Origin of the sequence: Barnesiella sp. (assembly GCF_022723415.1) — a bacterium.
Taxonomy (GTDB): Bacteria; Bacteroidota; Bacteroidia; order Bacteroidales; family Barnesiellaceae; genus Barnesiella; species Barnesiella intestinihominis.
Genome location: NZ_JAIJHU010000004.1, coordinates 1 through 17,048, shown reverse-complemented (window position 1 = coordinate 17,048; position 17,048 = coordinate 1). Strand labels below are relative to the sequence as shown.

The following is a 17,048-nucleotide window of genomic DNA, read 5'->3' as shown; positions in this document are numbered from 1 at the left end:
TTTTCCCGGTTTATCTACATGATCGGTTTGAGGAATTTTTATTATATTAAGTATTCAGTTATATCGACAGGATTATGATCGGTAGTTTTGGGTTGCGATAAAAGGAATTTATCGTTTTTGTAGTTAATAATAACGTGCCAATACATTCTATTCTCCTTTTCAGTCGTCCACATATTTTTGACCAAAGGACCAAATAGGGCATAGGGTATGAGGAGTGTCTTTTGAGAATCTCCGCATCCAAATGCGACGTAAGCCGTAGGATATTCTTCCAACATTTTTTGTTGATGAGGGTGAAATGCAAACCAAAATCGGCCTTGTTTATCGGTTGTATTATGATTTCGGGATATGGTACACATTACGCAGAGACTATTGTCTTTGGTCGTATATGTTATTTTTGTTTGTTTTATAAGCTGTTGTTTAAGGTGGTTCTGTATTTTATGAATACAATCTAAATAAAAGTTGACCGGAATAGCTTTTTCTTTTTTGGTAGGTGATAGCGATGGTGTTTCTACTGTATCGATATCGTCTAACTGTAAGTCTTTTGACGTTTCGAATATCAAATCGATGAGTTTATCGACTCGTGTATATTCTCTTGGTTTTAGTAGTTCTGTGATTTGGAGAATTGTTTTGGCATCATTAAATGTTTCCTTCAATTTTAGTAGCTGTATCAAGGCATCGGTACTGATAATCCGTATATTCCAAGCATAGCGGGAACCTCGTACCTGAGATTCTAAATCTCCGGTATCTTCGCGACCTACGACGATTAAAATAGAAGAATTTTCTTTATCTATTTTCCCCGCGTCGATAAGTGCGCTTCTATATTTTGCAACCGATTCGCTTAAATTGATTCTGATGTAATCGGTTGTTTTGACTTCGATAATGATATTATATCCGTCTTTTGTAGTCCATATTCCATCAAAACCAATACTGTTCTTTTTCCCTTTGTATAATCCGTATTCGACATTGAAATTAAGCCTTTTACCTATTTGATTGACAATGTCTTGTAAGGCAAGACCACTATTTTCAAAAGGGTTTGAAAGACAATAGTTTGCGAATTCGAATAAAATATTCGGTTGTACTATATCCAGTAGATTCCTAAATTCGGAAGAAGTGGTATTCCCGTCTTTTAACTTTCCGTCTCCTGCAAAAGATAAAATTTGAGGTAAAGACTTGTCTTTGAATATGTCTGGTGTTTCGTTGTAAAGGGTGGCTATCGTGTTCATGATTGGAATATAGGGCGTTTTGTATCTTGTGATATATTTGTTTTTTAAGTTTAATGGCAAATTTAATAATTTTGTTGTGAGTATGAAAAGACACTTTTAAAAATTAGAGATTTATGATTGGGGTAAAATAATCTTTCCCAATAACTATAATTAAGTGTTTGTTGTAGCTTATTCTGTATTATCTTTTCATTTTATTATCTATCTTTGCATTTCGATAAGGTAGAAGATATATGATATCGATAGAAGGACTTTCGGTCGCTTTTGGAGGAAATACACTATTTGACAATATTACTTATGTAATTAATAAAAAGGATCGCATTGCATTGGTGGGGAAAAATGGTGCGGGGAAATCGACTATGTTGAAAATCATAGCCGGGTTGCAGGCTCCGACATCGGGCAGTGTGAATATGCCGAAAGACCTTACAGTGGGGTATCTTCCGCAGCAGATGAATCTATCCGATACTCGTACGGTAATGGAAGAGGCGGAACAGGCTTTTTCTCATATATTCGAATTACAGTCGCGTATAGAGCGCATGAATACCGAATTGTCCGAGCGTACCGATTATGAGTCGGAATATTATCAGGAGTTGATAGAGCGGGTTTCCAATGCTAATGAGCAATTGGCTCTTATCGGGGCATCCAATTATCAGGCAGAGATAGAGAAAACTTTAATAGGGCTGGGATTTACACGAGAGGACTTCGGGCGGGATACGTCGGAGTTCAGCGGAGGGTGGCGTATGCGTATCGAATTGGCGAAATTGTTGTTACAGCGTCCCGATGTGCTTTTGCTCGATGAGCCCACCAACCATTTGGATATAGAGTCTATACAATGGCTCGAAAGTTTTTTATCGACTCGCGCCAATGCGGTCGTATTGGTTTCTCACGACCGGGCGTTTATCGATAATGTGACAACACGGACGATTGAAATCTCTTTGGGGCGCATTTATGACTATCAAGTCAATTATTCCCGTTATGTTGTTCTCCGGCAAGAGCGTCTCGAACAGCAGATGAGAGCTTATGAGAACCAGCAGAAACAGATACAGGATACCGAGGCTTTCATCGAGCGTTTTCGTTATAAGGCAACGAAGTCGGTACAGGTACAGTCGCGTATCAAGCAACTAGCCAAACTCGAACGAGTAGAAGTGGACGAAGTAGATACCTCCCGGTTGAATCTGAAATTCCCACCGGCGCCTCGTTCGGGCGATTATCCCATTATCGCCGAAGGAGTAGGAAAGAATTATGGCAGTCATGTGGTTTTTTCGAATGCCACGTTTACGATTAAACGAGGCGAAAAAGTCGCTTTTGTCGGGAAAAACGGTGAAGGAAAATCGACTTTGGTAAAATGTATCATGGGCGAAATTCCCTATACAGGAACTTTGAAGATAGGGCATAATGTAAAGATCGGGTATTTTGCTCAAAATCAAGCGAGCTTGCTCGACGAATCTATTACGGTTTTCGATACGATCGATCGGGTCGCGGTAGGGGATATTCGTACAAAAATACGAGATATACTCGGTGCTTTCATGTTTGGGGGCGAGGCTTCGGACAAGAAAGTAAAAGTTTTGTCGGGAGGGGAGAAGACCCGATTGGCAATGATACGTCTATTGCTCGAACCTGTCAATTTGCTTATTCTCGATGAGCCGACTAATCATCTGGATATGCGTACCAAAGATGTGTTGAAACAAGCGATTCGTGATTTTAACGGGACGGTAATTCTTGTTTCCCACGACCGGGAATTTCTCGATGGTTTGGTTTCGAAAGTATATGAGTTCGGTGGAGGACAGGTGCGAGAGCATTTGGGCGGAATTTATGATTTCCTGGAAAGTCGTAAGCTGGATTCTTTGCGAGAGCTTGAACAACGAGCCACAGTTTCGAAAACAGAGAAGGACGGAAATATTTCGAAAGATTCTGCTTCCTCGGCCAAATCGGAGGATTCTAAGTTGTCGTATGGAGAGCAAAAAGAGTTTGCCCGTCGTTTGAGAAAGGCCGAAAAGGTGGTTGCGGATATTGAATCGGAGATTGCTGGTTTGGAGAAACGAATAGCCGAGGTGGAGGAAAAGTTGGCAACGCCCGATGGTGCGGCGGATACTTCGTTATACGAACTACATGGACAGTTGAAGAAGCAACTCGATGATGTGATGTGGAAATGGTCCGAGGCCTCCGAAGTATTGGATAAATTACAGAAATAAATATAGCAAAAGTCGAATGCAAAAAGCTAAGTTCGATTAGAATCTTTGAGGAAACGCATTCTATATTCTACAAAGTGAATGAAACATATAAAAATGAAAGTAAAATGAAAAGAGTAATGATTTTATCGTTTGCTGCTGCTTTGCTTGCTACTGGTTGTACAAGCAAATCGACCGTAAAGACTCCGGGTATCGATCTTTCCAATCTCGATACGACGGTAGCTTGTGGTGATGATTTTTATGATTATGCGTGTGGCGGCTGGATGAAGAAAAATCCGTTGAAGCCTGAGTATGCTCGTTTCGGATCTTTCGACCAATTACGTGAAAATAACCGAGAACAAATTCGATTGTTATTCGAAGAATTAGGTAAACAAAAGGCTGAACCGGGTAGTATCGCTCAAAAAATTGGCGATTTGTACAATATGGGATTGGATAGTGTGCGATTGAATGAGGAGGGAGCTTCTCCTATTGCGGAAGAATTGAGTCGTATACAATCACTTTCCGGTAAAGAGGCGATAAGTGCCATGATAGGAGAGATGCATCGTACCACATCAGCCCCATTTTTTGCCATATATGTGGATGCCGATGCTAAGAACAGTACGATGAATATCGCAGGTTGGTATCAGGCGGGTATGAATATGGGTGACCGTGATTACTATATAGCCGACGATGAAGCCAATAGCAAGATACGGGATAGTTATCGCAACTATATTCAGAAAATATTTACATTGTCGGGATACAGTGCCGAGTCCGCAGCGCAAGCAGCTGCTACCGTATTGAAGGTGGAGACCGAAATCGCTAAGGCCGCTTTTACTCGCGAAGAGTTGCGTGATCCTCAGGCGGGTTATAATGTTATGACAATCGATGAATTGAAAAAGCAATTCGGCGGTCTGGATTGGGATATCTATTTTAATACGGTGGGTTTAGACAGCTTGAAAAAGATAAACATCGGTCAGCCGCGTACATTGAAAGCTGTAAATAATTTGCTGAAAACATTGAGCGAGCAAGAGATTCGCGATTATTTGGCGTTCAACTGTATCGATGGCGCAGCTCCCTATTTGAGCGATGACTTTGTAAATGCTCATTTCGATTTCTATTCGAAGACTTTATCGGGGAAAGAACAAATTGAACCTCGTTGGAAACGTGCTCTCGATGTCCCTAACAGTCTCTTGTCGGAGGCAGTGGGCGAAATGTATGTTGCTAAATATTTCCCTCCTGAGGCAAAAGAGCGTATGGTACAACTTGTTGCGAATTTGCAGACCGCACTGGGACAACATATAGACAGCCTTGAATGGATGAGCGACGAAACCAAAGCGAAGGCTCATGAGAAACTAAACAACTTTTATGTAAAGATCGGTTATCCCGATAAATGGCGCGATTATACTGGTTTGACGGTGAATCCGAAAGATAGCTATTATGCTAATATTCGTCGTGCAGCCGAATTTGAAACTTTATATTCTCTGAAAGATGAAGGGAAACCTGTGGATAAGACCAAGTGGTATATGAGTCCTCAAACCGTTAATGCTTATTATAATCCGAGCTCTAACGAAATTTGTTTCCCTGCCGGAATTTTGCAGCCTCCATTCTTTAATTTTGATGCCGATGATGCCGTTAATTACGGGGCTATCGGTGTCGTTATAGGACATGAAATGACTCACGGATTCGATGATCAAGGGCGACAGTTCGATAAAGATGGTAATCTTAATGATTGGTGGACTTCTGCCGATGCCGAGCAATTTACTAAACGAGCTGAAATTTTGGCTTCGCAATATGATAACATTGTTGTGCTCGATACAGTGCATGCCAATGGTCATTTTACATTAGGTGAGAATATTGCTGACCATGGAGGTTTACGCATTGCTTATACTGCATTGCACAATACTTTCGATGGTGTGGAGCCGGCTCCGATCGATGGATTTACTGCCGATCAACGTTTCTATCTGGCGTATGCTGCATTGTGGGCCGGCAATATTAGAGATGCCGAAATTCTCCGGTTGACGAAGATTGACCCTCACTCGTTGGGCCGTTGGCGTGTCAATGCTGCGTTGCGTAATATGGAAACTTTCTTTAAGGCTTTTGATATTAAAGAAGGAGATGCCATGTACATGGCTCCCGAAGATCGGGTGATTATTTGGTAATGGATTGTAGCAAACAAAAAAGGAGATAATCCTAAAAGGATTATCTCCTTTTTTGTTTATATCTTAATTGAAATATCGGGAAATTTGGAGAATATCTAATTCTACGAGATCGAGATGTTTTTGTATTTTGTGTAACGGTAGATTTAGTTTGCGAGATATTGCCTCGTCGCTTAGTCCCTTTTTTCGCAGTTGATAAATAAGTTTTTGTAGATCGCTCATTCGCTCTGAAATTCGTACGAGTTCTTTATCGTATAAGTCTTCGGGTGTGATGACTCTTAAATATTGTTCCATTTGACGTTGAGTCGTGTAGGCTTGTCGATATTGCCTTAATACATTTTTGTAATCGTGAACAAAAATGGAGATGAGTAATTTGAAGAAAAATTGCTTGACTGTCGGCGGCAGCATAAACTTTTTTGTTTTTTAGTTGTATATATTAAAACCTCCGCCTAATTCACATTCTTCAAAAGATGTCTTACTTGCTTTCACAGAATGGTGTGGGTTACACATGATTAGGCGGAAGGTTTAAAATCCTTCTTCCTATTTTGTAACACACACATATTTTCCCTAATGTAAGCAAGTAAGACGACTCAAAATTAAGCAATAGATTTGAATAAAAGGAGGTGCTTGATTTCATTTTTTTGAAAAAATGGCTATTCTATTATAACCCGAATTTTTTAATGGTTTATAGACTATTTAAATGGGTTTCTAAATAAAAAACGCAGGTTGATAACGCCTGCGTTTTTTATTTTTATAAGAATAATTTTTTATCCTGCTCTTTTTTCAGTGGACATGTAATCGTTGCTTTGTATTTTCTTATTGAACTTTTTCGATGATGATTATCGGAGTTTGGGGTTGTTGATATAATGCTGCATGAAAGTTGTCTATCATGTAAAATCCGGTAACTTTGCCGAGTGCCGATAAGAATAATTGCTCCGTTTTCATGTCTGGACAAGCCATGCGGGTAGTTGCTACTTGTGTAAAAGCTATTCCGAAAGCGGTTCCATCTAAAGAAATCCCTCCGAACATACGGTTACAGCCCGCAAATCCAGATAATTTTGCCTCTGGGATATCGATAACCATAGTCGGATTTTCTTCGGTGATTTTTTTCCCGTCGATAGTTGTGACTTTCCAAGAACCATTTAATAGATCTACCATTCGTTTTTCAAGGGTCATCACAGATTTCCCTTTTTCGTCACAGAATTTGATAGATAGCTCTTTGGTATCAGCTCGTTTATAAGAGCGGGTTTCGTTCAAAGCATTGAGGACAGTACGATCTGTAACTTCTGGCCGGCAAGCCTTCATCGTCGAGATGAGCGATTCGAAACGTAACCCATTCTCATTTTCGAAAAATGCAGTGCCGTTTATTACGTTGCAACCGTCGTTGCCGTAAATACGTCCGTTTGTGAGATCGAAAGTGATTTCTACTGGTGAATCGCCTATAACGGTTTTACCTTTGGCTGTTTTTATAATCCATGTCCCGTTGAGTTCTTCTCGATTTATAGAAATGTTTTTCTTCTCATTGGTTTGTGATGTGGAAGTTTGAGTTTGTGTCATACTTCCTTTTTCAGTCGTTTTACACGATACTGCGGATAGAAGTAAAATAATGAATCCGGTAAAAAGAAAATTTTTCATTATATATATTTGTTTTGGTTATATGCAAAGATAACAAATAAATTCTCGAAAAGTAGGACATTTTTTTATTTGTTATATATTAGGCTAATTCTTTCCCTACATAAGCTCCTTTTTCTTTGAGATTCAGTATTCCCGGATATTCTGGTTGCTTGTACCGGACACAGAGAACTATAATAATGAATAATATGCTTGCAAAGATTGTCCAGCCCGTGATTTCTTTGAGAGCCGACAACATGGCTTGTACTTGAATGCGTCCTGATACTTGCATGGTCGCAAGAGTAGTCGCGGTTTCGGCACTATGTCCTTGCATGAATTGACTGCCTTTCACCGTTTGATTGAAGCTGCCTGCGATTTCTGGATTCATCAAGTCTACTCCTGTCGATAGTGTGGCCATATAATGTTGCTGACGTTCGTTCAATAAGTTGGAATAAATCGCTGTTCCTACGGTCGGCCCGATAATTGACCGGGCAAAGAGCATTACAAAAATCCAAGACGACATATATTTGAGAGGCAGGCGTATACTACCCAATACGGCACACATGGTATAGAGTATCATCATACCGGTCGAGCGCAGTATCGTGGCCCATATCATGTGTTCATAAAGACCCATGCTTTGGTATTGGAAATACATATATATGGCGTAGGCTGTGATGAAACTGAACCCGAATGCGAAGATATATTTGAAGGGTATCTTGAAAGCCGATAGAATCATGCACAATATGGCTCCTATTACATATCCTACCAATGAATAGTTTCCCAACATGGCATTTTGAAAATTGTCTATTTTCATAGATATGCTGGTGAATACGCTCACGAACATGGCGCTGCAATTAATCATCATAAGCATGATGAATGTTATTGAAGCGAAAATAACATTCTTCTGTTTGAATACTCCTAGTTTCAGATAGGGGTGTTTCAAGTTTCCCTCAATAAAAATGAGAGCGGCCGTGGACAGTAGGAATAATATGGCGGCCAGCCGTATGTAGTAGTTGTCAAACCAGTCGAGTGTTTTACCATAAATCAGTATGAATGACCCAGCCATCATCATCAATGATGCGGCAATTACATCGCCGAATTGACGGAGATTGAAGTTGAGCTTTTTCAGATGCCTCTGATATTTCATGGTGGAAAGAACAACGACGATTGAGAGCATCAACATTCCCATCATATAGTAATAGACATATTGCCATTCATATTCATAGGCAAGCCATGCGGTCAACGAATTACCGGCTTGCGCGAAGAGCATGAAAAAGAGATAAATGATAGGTTGTGTGAGGCCTTTGGCTTGATCGTTCTTGTCGGCAACTACGGGATCGGTGGCTTCGGCTCCCGGGGTGATGATGTCGCTGGCCTCTATCTTGAATGCATACAGTATGAGAGCAAATAGATTTATCAAAGTGAGAGCCATGCGGATAAAACCCGTAATGAGACTGCATAACATGAGTAGTAACCAACTGTCTGTAATTGCACAAATATAGCTGAGCCAAAATAACAGAATGAAGCCTGTCATTAACATCATTTTGGGTCTCCTCACAGCCAAGACTCGTTGCATAAATGGTGCGAATACTACCATGCCGATTGCTCCGGCATAGCTTGCATATTGAATGTGCTCCGAGATAATTCCAAGACCGGACGACATCTCTCCACTATTTATGGTATATGCCCCGTTAATGAACATAATAGGGCAGAATAGCATGATGAGTATGATGATTCCCAGTGGTTTTGGAACCCAGTCGTAAAAAGGATAATTTTTTGTGTGAGCCATTTTTACAATTTAGCTTTTATAATAACCATCATTCCGGCTGCTAAGAGTCGGTTGTCTTCTTCCGATAATTCGTCAAACTCGATTCTTACAGGAATACGTTGTTGTATTTTTACGAAATTCCCGGCTGAATTATCGGTAGGTACTAAGGAGTATTTAGAACCCGTGGCTCCCGATATGGCCGATATGTGTCCCGAAAACTCTTTATCGGGAAAGGCATCGACTTTGATGCTTACTTTTTGGCCTTCGTATAAATTGGCTATTTGGGTTTCTTTATAATTGGCAATCACCCATTTTTGAGTATCGGGTATGATATAAGTGAGACTTTGACCGCCTTGTACAAATTGTCCGTCCTCTAAGGCCCGTCTTCCCAGTGTTCCGTCACAAGGGGCGGTAACTGCTGTATAGGACAAATTTAATCGAGCCATTTCCAAAGCTGCTTGGGCTCTTAATATTCCGGCTTCGACCGATGCTTTGCGGTTTGTAACTTCGTTTACTCCCGAAGTGGCTGCGGCTTTCTGTTTTTTCAGAGCTTCTAACTTGGCGAGTGTTGCTGTTAACTCGGTTTCGAGTTGTTCCACTTGTATGGGGGTAGCCGCATTACGTTGCAATAAGTTGCGGTAACGAGTCAAGTCTTTTTGCAATTTGCTTATGCGTGTATTTATTTCCTCGATAGAGGCATCGTAAACCGAAGCAGTCGCCTGTGTCGTCGTCAAACTGGAAGACAAGATTGCAATTCCGTTTTCGGCATCTTTCAAAGCCGCCTCGGCTTCCGATACTCGTATACGGTATTCTCTATCGTCCAGAACAAGTAATGTGTCGCCTTTGTGTACGAATTGGTGTTCGGTGAAGTAAACTTTCTTTACATATCCCGGTACGCGTATGTTGATTGGCGATATATATTGTTCTATTTGGGCATCGTTGCTGGTTTCGCAGCGTTTGTAATTGAGAAAAAGGCAAGCCGCTTCATAAACTCCGTAGCATAGAACGATGATACCGATTGCATTTAATGTATATTGTCCGAAACGCAATGCTTTTAATTTTTTACTCCGTTTATAATGAGAGCTATTTTCTTTTTTCATAATTGTAAAAGTATTTATATATACTGATTATTAATTTTACAGGATTATTGGGTGAGAATATCGAGTTGTTGGGTTAATTTCAGCAAATTCAATTCTGCTATTTTATAATTGTAGTGCGCGCTCAAATAGCCGTTTTGGGCTTCGGTTAATCGGAGCTCATCTTGTAAGAGTTCGGTCATGGAAGCTATTCCTTCTTTGTATTTATCGGTTGTAACCAAGTAAACTTCTTCGGCCAACTTGTAGTTGCTTTGTTGTTTTTCGTAATTGCGTTGATTGTTCATCAAATCCGATACCGAGTTAGTGTACTGTGTTTCTAGTTGTTTGCGGGTATTTTCCTGTTGGAGTACAGCTTTTCGGTATTCGACGTTGGCTTGTTGTTTTTTGGTGTGTTTGCTCAGACCATCGAAGATGGGTATTTTCAAGGACAGGCCGAAGTTGAATGATTCGTACCATTTGTTGGATATATGAGAGTGGAAGAAATGTTTGAATTTATCTGTATAAGCCGAATAAGCCAGTTGGCTGGTGAAATTGAGCGAAGGTATGTAACCTTGATTGATTATTCGTCCTTGTTTCTTTAATAATTGGGTTTGAGTATCCAGTAATTGGAGTTCGTATAGCGAATCTGATAAACCATTGAAACGCACATTCCCGGTTATGTCGGGATTGAGCGGGGTAAGAGTTATCTCGTATTCCGAGGGAAGGTCAAGCGTATATTTCAGAAGGTTGAGTTGCTGGTTAAGCATAGCTTGGGCGTTGTGATATTGAACCCTCATATTTTCGAGATTTATTTCAACACGTTTTACATCTACGTCCATAGCCATTCCATTATCGAAGAATGCTTGTGTGATGTTGCGAAGGGAATCTAGACGGGCGATATTTCCTTCGATAATTTGTAATTGACAGATGGTCGTTTGTCCCAAGAAATAGAGTTTTCCTATTTCGACGATAAGATCCTCTTTGGCTTTTTCGTAAGACAATAGGTCTATTCGATTTACTAATTCCGAGATGGCGATACTTGTATATAGAGTCTGATTATATAATGGTAATTGCAGTTGTAAACCGCCATTGGCATTGTATCGTAGTGTCTTGGTGACGTTATAGGGAGTTCCATATTTGCTTCCGTCGGTTACCGAAACGGCCGGTTCGGGACTATTGGTAAAATTGGCGAAAGCATTGATGACCGGTAACAGTTTGAACCTGTTTTCAGAGATCCCGTATTTGCTTTTTTGGACATTTAGATTTTTATTTTGCAGAGAGAGATTATTCGCTATGCCCATTTCGATGCATTCTTTCAATGTCATCACTTGTCCAGATTGGGCATAATTGAGTGCAATAAATAAAAAACAGCACAAAAATACGCTAGTGACTTTTTTCATAAATTAATACCTATTTGTTCGGGGGACAAAGGTAGATTGAAAAAAGTCACTTTTTTAGAGGAAAAACAAACCAAAATTGTTCTAAAACACGGATTAAATATGGTTATTCTTCATTCCGTTTCGGATATCGGGTCGGGCGTATCAACAATCGTAAGGTGGCGTTATAGGTAAAATAGTACCAACACCAGTTTAGAAAAGTGATAATTTTATTTTTCATGCCTAATATGGAAACCAAATGAACTCCCATCCATGTGAACCAAGCCGGCCGCCCGTATAATTTTAGATAGGGCAAGTCGGCTACGGCACGATTACGGCCGATGGTTGCCATGTTTCCTTTATCTTTATAATGAAAAGGCGTTTCGAAACTGTTCCGGTTCAAATTTTTTGCTAACAATTTGCTTTGTTGTATGGCTACCTGAGCTACTTGCGGGTGACCTTTGGGATAGTTTTTTTCGGTAAGCAGGGCTATATCGCCGATTGCGAAAAGGTTTTCACACCCGACGACCCGGTTGTATTCGTCTGTGACGATTCGTCTTCCTTTCCCTATGGACGTTTCTGGAATTCCTTTCAAAGGTTCGCCGGTGATACCTGCTGTCCAGATGAGGGTATGGCATTTTATTTTATCGCCGTTGTCAAAACTCACGTAAGTCCCGTCGAACGATTTCATGGTATGTCCGGTAATAACTTCGACTTCGAGTTGTTCGAGGTATTGTCGAGATTTGGTAGAGGCTTCTGTACTCATATTCTGTAATAGGCGGTCTGAACCTTCGACAATAACGACGCGCATATCGCAAGGACTGATCTCGGGATATTCTCGAGACAGAATGTACTTTTTCATTTCACCCAAAGCACCCGCTATTTCGACTCCGGTCGGGCCTCCGCCGACAACCGTGAAGCAGAGAAGCGTGCGGCGCGATTCGGGATCGGCGCAGGTACAGGCCCGCTCTAAACAGAATAGTATTTCATTTCTTAGTCGGATAGCCTCGGCAGTAGATTTCAGAGTATATACTCGTTCCCTTAATTCGGGCATATTGAAAAAATTATTGGTTGTGCCTGTGGCGAGCACCAAATAATCATAATTTATATTTCCTGTATTGGTCGTTAAAATTTGCTTTTGAGTATCTACTGCAAGAGCTTCTCCCATATGGAAACGGACGTGACGTAATTTACGTAGCTCTTTCCTGAAAGGAAAACAAATGGCGGCCGGTTCAAGTCCCGACGAGGCTATTTGATAAAACAGAGGAGGAAAGGCATGAAAATTTTTTCTATCGACTAAGGTCACTCTGAACTTTTCAGGATTAATTCGTTTGGCCAGTAAAAATCCGGCAAATCCGCCTCCGACGATAACGATGTGTTGTAGTTTTTTTTCTGTGCTCATGTCTGTGCAATTTTGAGGTATAAAGATACGAAAAAAGTTTCTTCTTTTTTATATAAGACATTTTGGCGTAAAAAATGTTCATTCGATGTGTTGGGAAAGAAAAATCTTATAAAATGCTCTCAGGGTTGTGTTGTTTTGTCATTATTTACGTACATTTGTCTGATAATCATGTTAAGGCATTTAATGAAACTTATATTCAAGTCAAATATCATATTTCTATTGCTGTCGTTTTCCTCTTTTTTATCTGTGGCGCAGATTAATACCGATAGAGTGATGAATATCGGACGTAATGCACTTTATTTTGAGGACTATATTCTGTCGATGCAATATTTCAATCAAGTAATAAAGGTAAAGCCGTATATGGCCGAGCCTTATTTTTATAGAGGAGTTGCGAAGTTGAGCCTCGATGATTTTAAAGGGGCAGAAGAAGATTGTACCCTTTGTATCGAACGTAATCCTTTTATTGTCAATGCCTATCAAGTTCGGGGGATTGCCCGACAGAATCTTGGGGATTATCAAGGCGCTATCGACGACTATACCGAGGGTTTGCGTTATGCCCCCGAAGATAGGTCTTTTTTGAATAATAAGGCTATTGCCGAAGTGCAGTTGAAAAAATATGACGAAGCCGAAAAAAGTTTCGATAAACTCATAGCTTTGCATCCGAACTATTACAACGGTTATATGAGTAGGGCCCAGTTCTATTTGGAGAAGGGCGATACGATAAAAGCGATTGATGATATAGATAAAGCTATTTCGATAGATAAATACATATCGGGAGCATATGCTCAACGGGCTATTATTAAAGTGTTGCACGATGCCGATTATGATTCGGCTTTGGCCGATATGAACGAGGCTTTGAGGCTCGATCCCAAAGAAGTGTCTTACTATTTCAATAGGGCTCGTATAAAATATCATCAAGATGATTTGCAGGGAGCTATGGCCGATTATGATTATATATTGAAACTAGATCCCGATAATACGATGACCTACTACAATCGGGGATTATTGCGTATGCAAGTAGGTGAACGGAATAAGGCTATATCCGACTTTACAAAAGTAATAAAGGCTGAACCGAACAATTATTTCGCAATTTATAATCGAGCTTTGTTATATGATATGATCGGGAATTATGGGAAGGCTATTTCTGATTTTAACGTAGTTTTGGAACAGTACCCCGATTTTGCCGCGGGTTTTTATGCTCGCTCTGAGGCGAAACGGAAAATGGGCGATATGAAAGGCGGTGAAAAGGATTTCATGCTAGCTATGGATTTACAAAAGAAGACCCAGTATGAACCGATCGATGAAAATACAGTAGCTTCGAATAATAGTAAAAAATCGGGACAAGCAGCCGATGAGCGGTCTGAGTCTGATAAAAATATTAATAAGTTCAATCAAATATTGGTAGCCGATGCCCATACCGAATATAAGCCGGAATATGAGAATAAAATTCGGGGACGGGTACAAGATCAGAATGTGCAAGTATCCGTACAGCCAATGTATGTGCTTACTTATTATGAAAGACCCGATGCCGTTCGTCAGAATATTTATTATGTAAGGGAACTCGAAGAGTTGAACGATACCCATGTGTTTAGCAAGAAATTATTGCTTACGAATGCCGAGGCGGCACTGCTATCCGATCAGGTAAACTATCATTTCTCTTCCATAAATGATTATTCCCGTCTTATAGAGATAAATCCTTCTAATCCATTGGCCTATTTCGGTCGAGCTGTCGATTTTATGCTTGTTCAGGATTTTTCTAGTGCTCTTGACGATTTGAATAGAGCTATTATGACGAGTCAAAATTTTACGTTAGCCTATTTCCTTCGGGCTGTTGTAAGAGCGAAACAAATAGAATATCAACTTTCGGCGGAGTCTGTACAGAGTATAGATTTTCAACAGGTGCGCTCGAAAAACTCCAAAGATTTCTCTTTGTCTGGATTACCGGCAGTGGGAAATGAGAGTTTGAAAATGGAATATGAGATGGTGCTGCGTGATTATGAGAAGGTGATAGAGTCTGCACCGCGGTTTATATATGTATATTACAATCGTGGAAATCTGCGTTGTTCCCAGCAAGATTATAGGGGTGCTATTGCCGATTATACCGAGGCGATACGGTTACGTCCCGATTTTGGAGACGCTTATTATAACCGAGGGTTAGTCTATTTAAAACAAGGCGATACGGTTAAAGGTACGGCAGATTTGAGTAAAGCGGGAGAGTTGGGAGTTGTGGCTGCGTATAACTTGTTGAAACGAATGAGCGATTAAAAGATTTTTATAAATATCCGTTTGGGTAATGAAATAATTATTATTTTTGTGCCTTGGAAAAAGAGGCGCAGTCATGTGTCTCTATTATTAAATGTATAAAATAGAAGCGTTTTTTGAAAAACGTTGAAAATAGATAAGGACAGAAAAATGATGATTAAGATTACGTTTCCCGATAATTCGGTAAAGGAATTTGAATCTGGTATTACACCTTTACAAATAGCCGAGAGTATAAGTCCAAGATTGGCTCAGGAAGTTCTTGCGGCGACAGTCGATGGACAGGAGTGGGATCTTTCTCGTTCCATAAACGCAGATGCTGCTATTAAACTTTTCAAGTGGGACGATCCAGAGGGAAAACATGCATTTTGGCATTCTTCGGCACACTTGTTGGCCGAGGCATTACAAGAACTGTATCCCGGTATTAAATTCGGTATAGGCCCGGCTATCGAAAATGGATTTTATTATGACGTGGACCCGGGGGAGGCTACTATTACGGCGGCCGATTTTCCTACGATAGAGGCTAAAATGCTCGAATTGGCGAGCCGTAAAGAACCGATTGTTCGGAAAGAAATATCGAAGGCCGATGCTCTCGACCGATTCGGTAAACGTGGAGAAGAATATAAAGTTGAACTTATCAGCGAACTCGAAGACGGTACGATAACTACTTATACGCAAGGTGCGTTTACCGATTTGTGCCGGGGACCGCATTTGCCCAATACGGGGCTTATCAAGGCCGTGAAGATAACTTCTTTGGCCGGGGCATATTGGAGAGGCGATGAGAAGCGCAAACAATTGGTTCGTGTATATGGCATCACGTTCCCGAAGAAGAAGTTACTCGATGAGTATCTTGTTTTGATGGAAGAGGCGAAAAAACGAGACCATCGTAAAATTGGTAAGGAAATGGAGCTCTTTGCTTTTTCTTCCAATGTGGGGCCGGGATTACCTCTTTGGTTGCCGAAAGGGACACAACTGCGGGATCGTCTTGAAGCTATGTTGCGTAAAGTTCAAAAACGTTTTGGGTATTTGCAGGTGATTACTCCTCATATAGGAAATAAGATGTTGTATGTGACATCAGGGCATTATGCTAAATATGGGAAAGATTCTTTCCAGCCCATTCATACGCCGGAAGAAGGAGAAGAATATTTGTTGAAGCCTATGAACTGTCCGCATCACTGTGAGATTTACAAGGTGACACCGCGGTCTTATAAAGATCTTCCTCTTCGTTTTGCAGAGTTTGGTACAGTTTATCGATATGAACAAAGTGGTGAGTTGCATGGTTTGACTCGTGTACGTAGTTTCACCCAAGATGATGCGCATATATTCTGTCGTCCGGATCAGTTGAAAGACGAGTTTTTGAAAGTAATGGATATTATATTCATTATCTTCAAAGCTTTGAAGTTCGATAATTTCGAAGCCCAAATCTCTTTGCGCGACCCTAACAATCGCGAGAAGTATATCGGTAGCGATGAAAATTGGGAAAAAGCGGAGCGGGCCATTGTCGAGGCTTGTGAAGAGAAGGGGTTAAAAGCCAGAGTCGAATATGGTGAAGCTGCATTCTATGGTCCTAAACTCGATTTCATGGTTAAAGATGCCATCGGCCGGCGTTGGCAATTGGGAACCATACAAGTGGATTACAACTTGCCGGAACGTTTCGAACTCGAATACACCGGTAGCGATAACCAGAAACATCGTCCGGTAATGATTCACCGGGCTCCTTTCGGTTCTATGGAAAGGTTTGTTGCAGTTCTCATCGAGCATACGGGCGGAAAATTCCCGTTGTGGCTTACTCCCGATCAAGTGGCTGTTCTGCCTATAAGCGCTAAATTTAACGACTATGCACAACAGGTTGTTAGCGAATTGGCCGAGAAGGATATTCGGGCATTTGTTGATGACAGGAATGAAAAGATAGGGCGGAAGATTCGCGATAACGAACTGAAAAGAATCCCTTATTTGCTCGTTGTTGGTGAAAAAGAGGCTGAAAATGGTGAAGTTTCTGTAAGAAAACAGGG

11 protein-coding genes are annotated in these 17,048 nt (G+C 40.7%); 4 read left to right on the top strand and 7 right to left on the bottom strand.

The annotated features are described in order from the left end of the window. Positions 1-41: 41 nt before the first annotated feature. Positions 42-1,223 (bottom strand): hypothetical protein, encoded by a 1,182-nt coding sequence (locus QVD32_RS01500; RefSeq protein ID WP_118687559.1) that lies wholly within the window; start codon positions 1,221-1,223, stop codon positions 42-44. A 230-nt stretch (positions 1,224-1,453) separates the two neighbouring features. On the opposite strand from QVD32_RS01500, the gene QVD32_RS01495 reads away from it, so the two are divergent. Together QVD32_RS01495 and QVD32_RS01490 are read left to right on the top strand one after the other, a co-directional pair. Then, entirely contained in the window at positions 1,454-3,412 is a 1,959-nt protein-coding gene (locus QVD32_RS01495; RefSeq protein ID WP_021892207.1) for an ABC-F family ATP-binding cassette domain-containing protein, read from the top strand. A gap of 104 nt (positions 3,413-3,516) precedes the next feature. Beyond that, the gene (locus QVD32_RS01490) at positions 3,517-5,547 is read left to right on the top strand and encodes a M13 family metallopeptidase (protein WP_021892208.1); all 2,031 of its coding nucleotides are present in this window, start codon (positions 3,517-3,519) and stop codon (positions 5,545-5,547) included. 63 nt (positions 5,548-5,610) lie between these two features. Here the strand turns inward: QVD32_RS01490 and QVD32_RS01485 are convergent, their stop codons facing one another. The 6 genes from QVD32_RS01485 to QVD32_RS01460 all read right to left on the bottom strand — a co-directional run bounded on the left by QVD32_RS01485 (position 5,611) and on the right by QVD32_RS01460 (position 12,777). Further along, positions 5,611-5,952: a hypothetical protein gene (locus QVD32_RS01485; protein ID WP_021892209.1), complete on the bottom strand. Its 342-nt coding sequence runs from the start codon at positions 5,950-5,952 to the stop codon at positions 5,611-5,613. A 408-nt stretch (positions 5,953-6,360) separates the two neighbouring features. Continuing rightward, complete coding sequence (locus QVD32_RS01480) at positions 6,361-7,179, bottom strand: META domain-containing protein (protein ID WP_021892210.1); 819 nt, start codon at positions 7,177-7,179, stop codon at positions 6,361-6,363. A gap of 79 nt (positions 7,180-7,258) precedes the next feature. Next, positions 7,259-8,944, bottom strand: a complete 1,686-nt coding sequence (locus tag QVD32_RS01475; protein ID WP_008860717.1) for an efflux MFS transporter permease — start codon at positions 8,942-8,944, stop codon at positions 7,259-7,261. Between the two features lie 2 nt (positions 8,945-8,946). Beyond that, positions 8,947-10,023 (bottom strand): HlyD family secretion protein, encoded by a 1,077-nt coding sequence (locus QVD32_RS01470; RefSeq protein WP_021892211.1) that lies wholly within the window; start codon positions 10,021-10,023, stop codon positions 8,947-8,949. Positions 10,024-10,067: 44 nt separating this feature from the next. Further along, on the bottom strand, positions 10,068-11,399 hold the full coding sequence (locus QVD32_RS01465) for a TolC family protein (RefSeq protein ID WP_008860715.1): 1,332 nt from the start codon (positions 11,397-11,399) through the stop codon (positions 10,068-10,070). Positions 11,400-11,502: 103 nt separating this feature from the next. Then, positions 11,503-12,777, bottom strand: a complete 1,275-nt coding sequence (locus QVD32_RS01460) for an NAD(P)/FAD-dependent oxidoreductase (RefSeq protein ID WP_021892214.1) — start codon at positions 12,775-12,777, stop codon at positions 11,503-11,505. A 183-nt stretch (positions 12,778-12,960) separates the two neighbouring features. Between QVD32_RS01460 and QVD32_RS01455 the strand changes: the two genes are divergently transcribed. Together QVD32_RS01455 and thrS are read left to right on the top strand one after the other, a co-directional pair. Beyond that, entirely contained in the window at positions 12,961-15,042 is a 2,082-nt protein-coding gene (locus QVD32_RS01455; RefSeq protein WP_118687560.1) for a tetratricopeptide repeat protein, read from the top strand. Positions 15,043-15,192: 150 nt separating this feature from the next. Beyond that, a partial coding sequence (gene thrS, locus QVD32_RS01450) for a threonine--tRNA ligase (RefSeq protein WP_287710041.1) occupies positions 15,193-17,048 on the top strand: 1,856 nt, incomplete at its 3' end.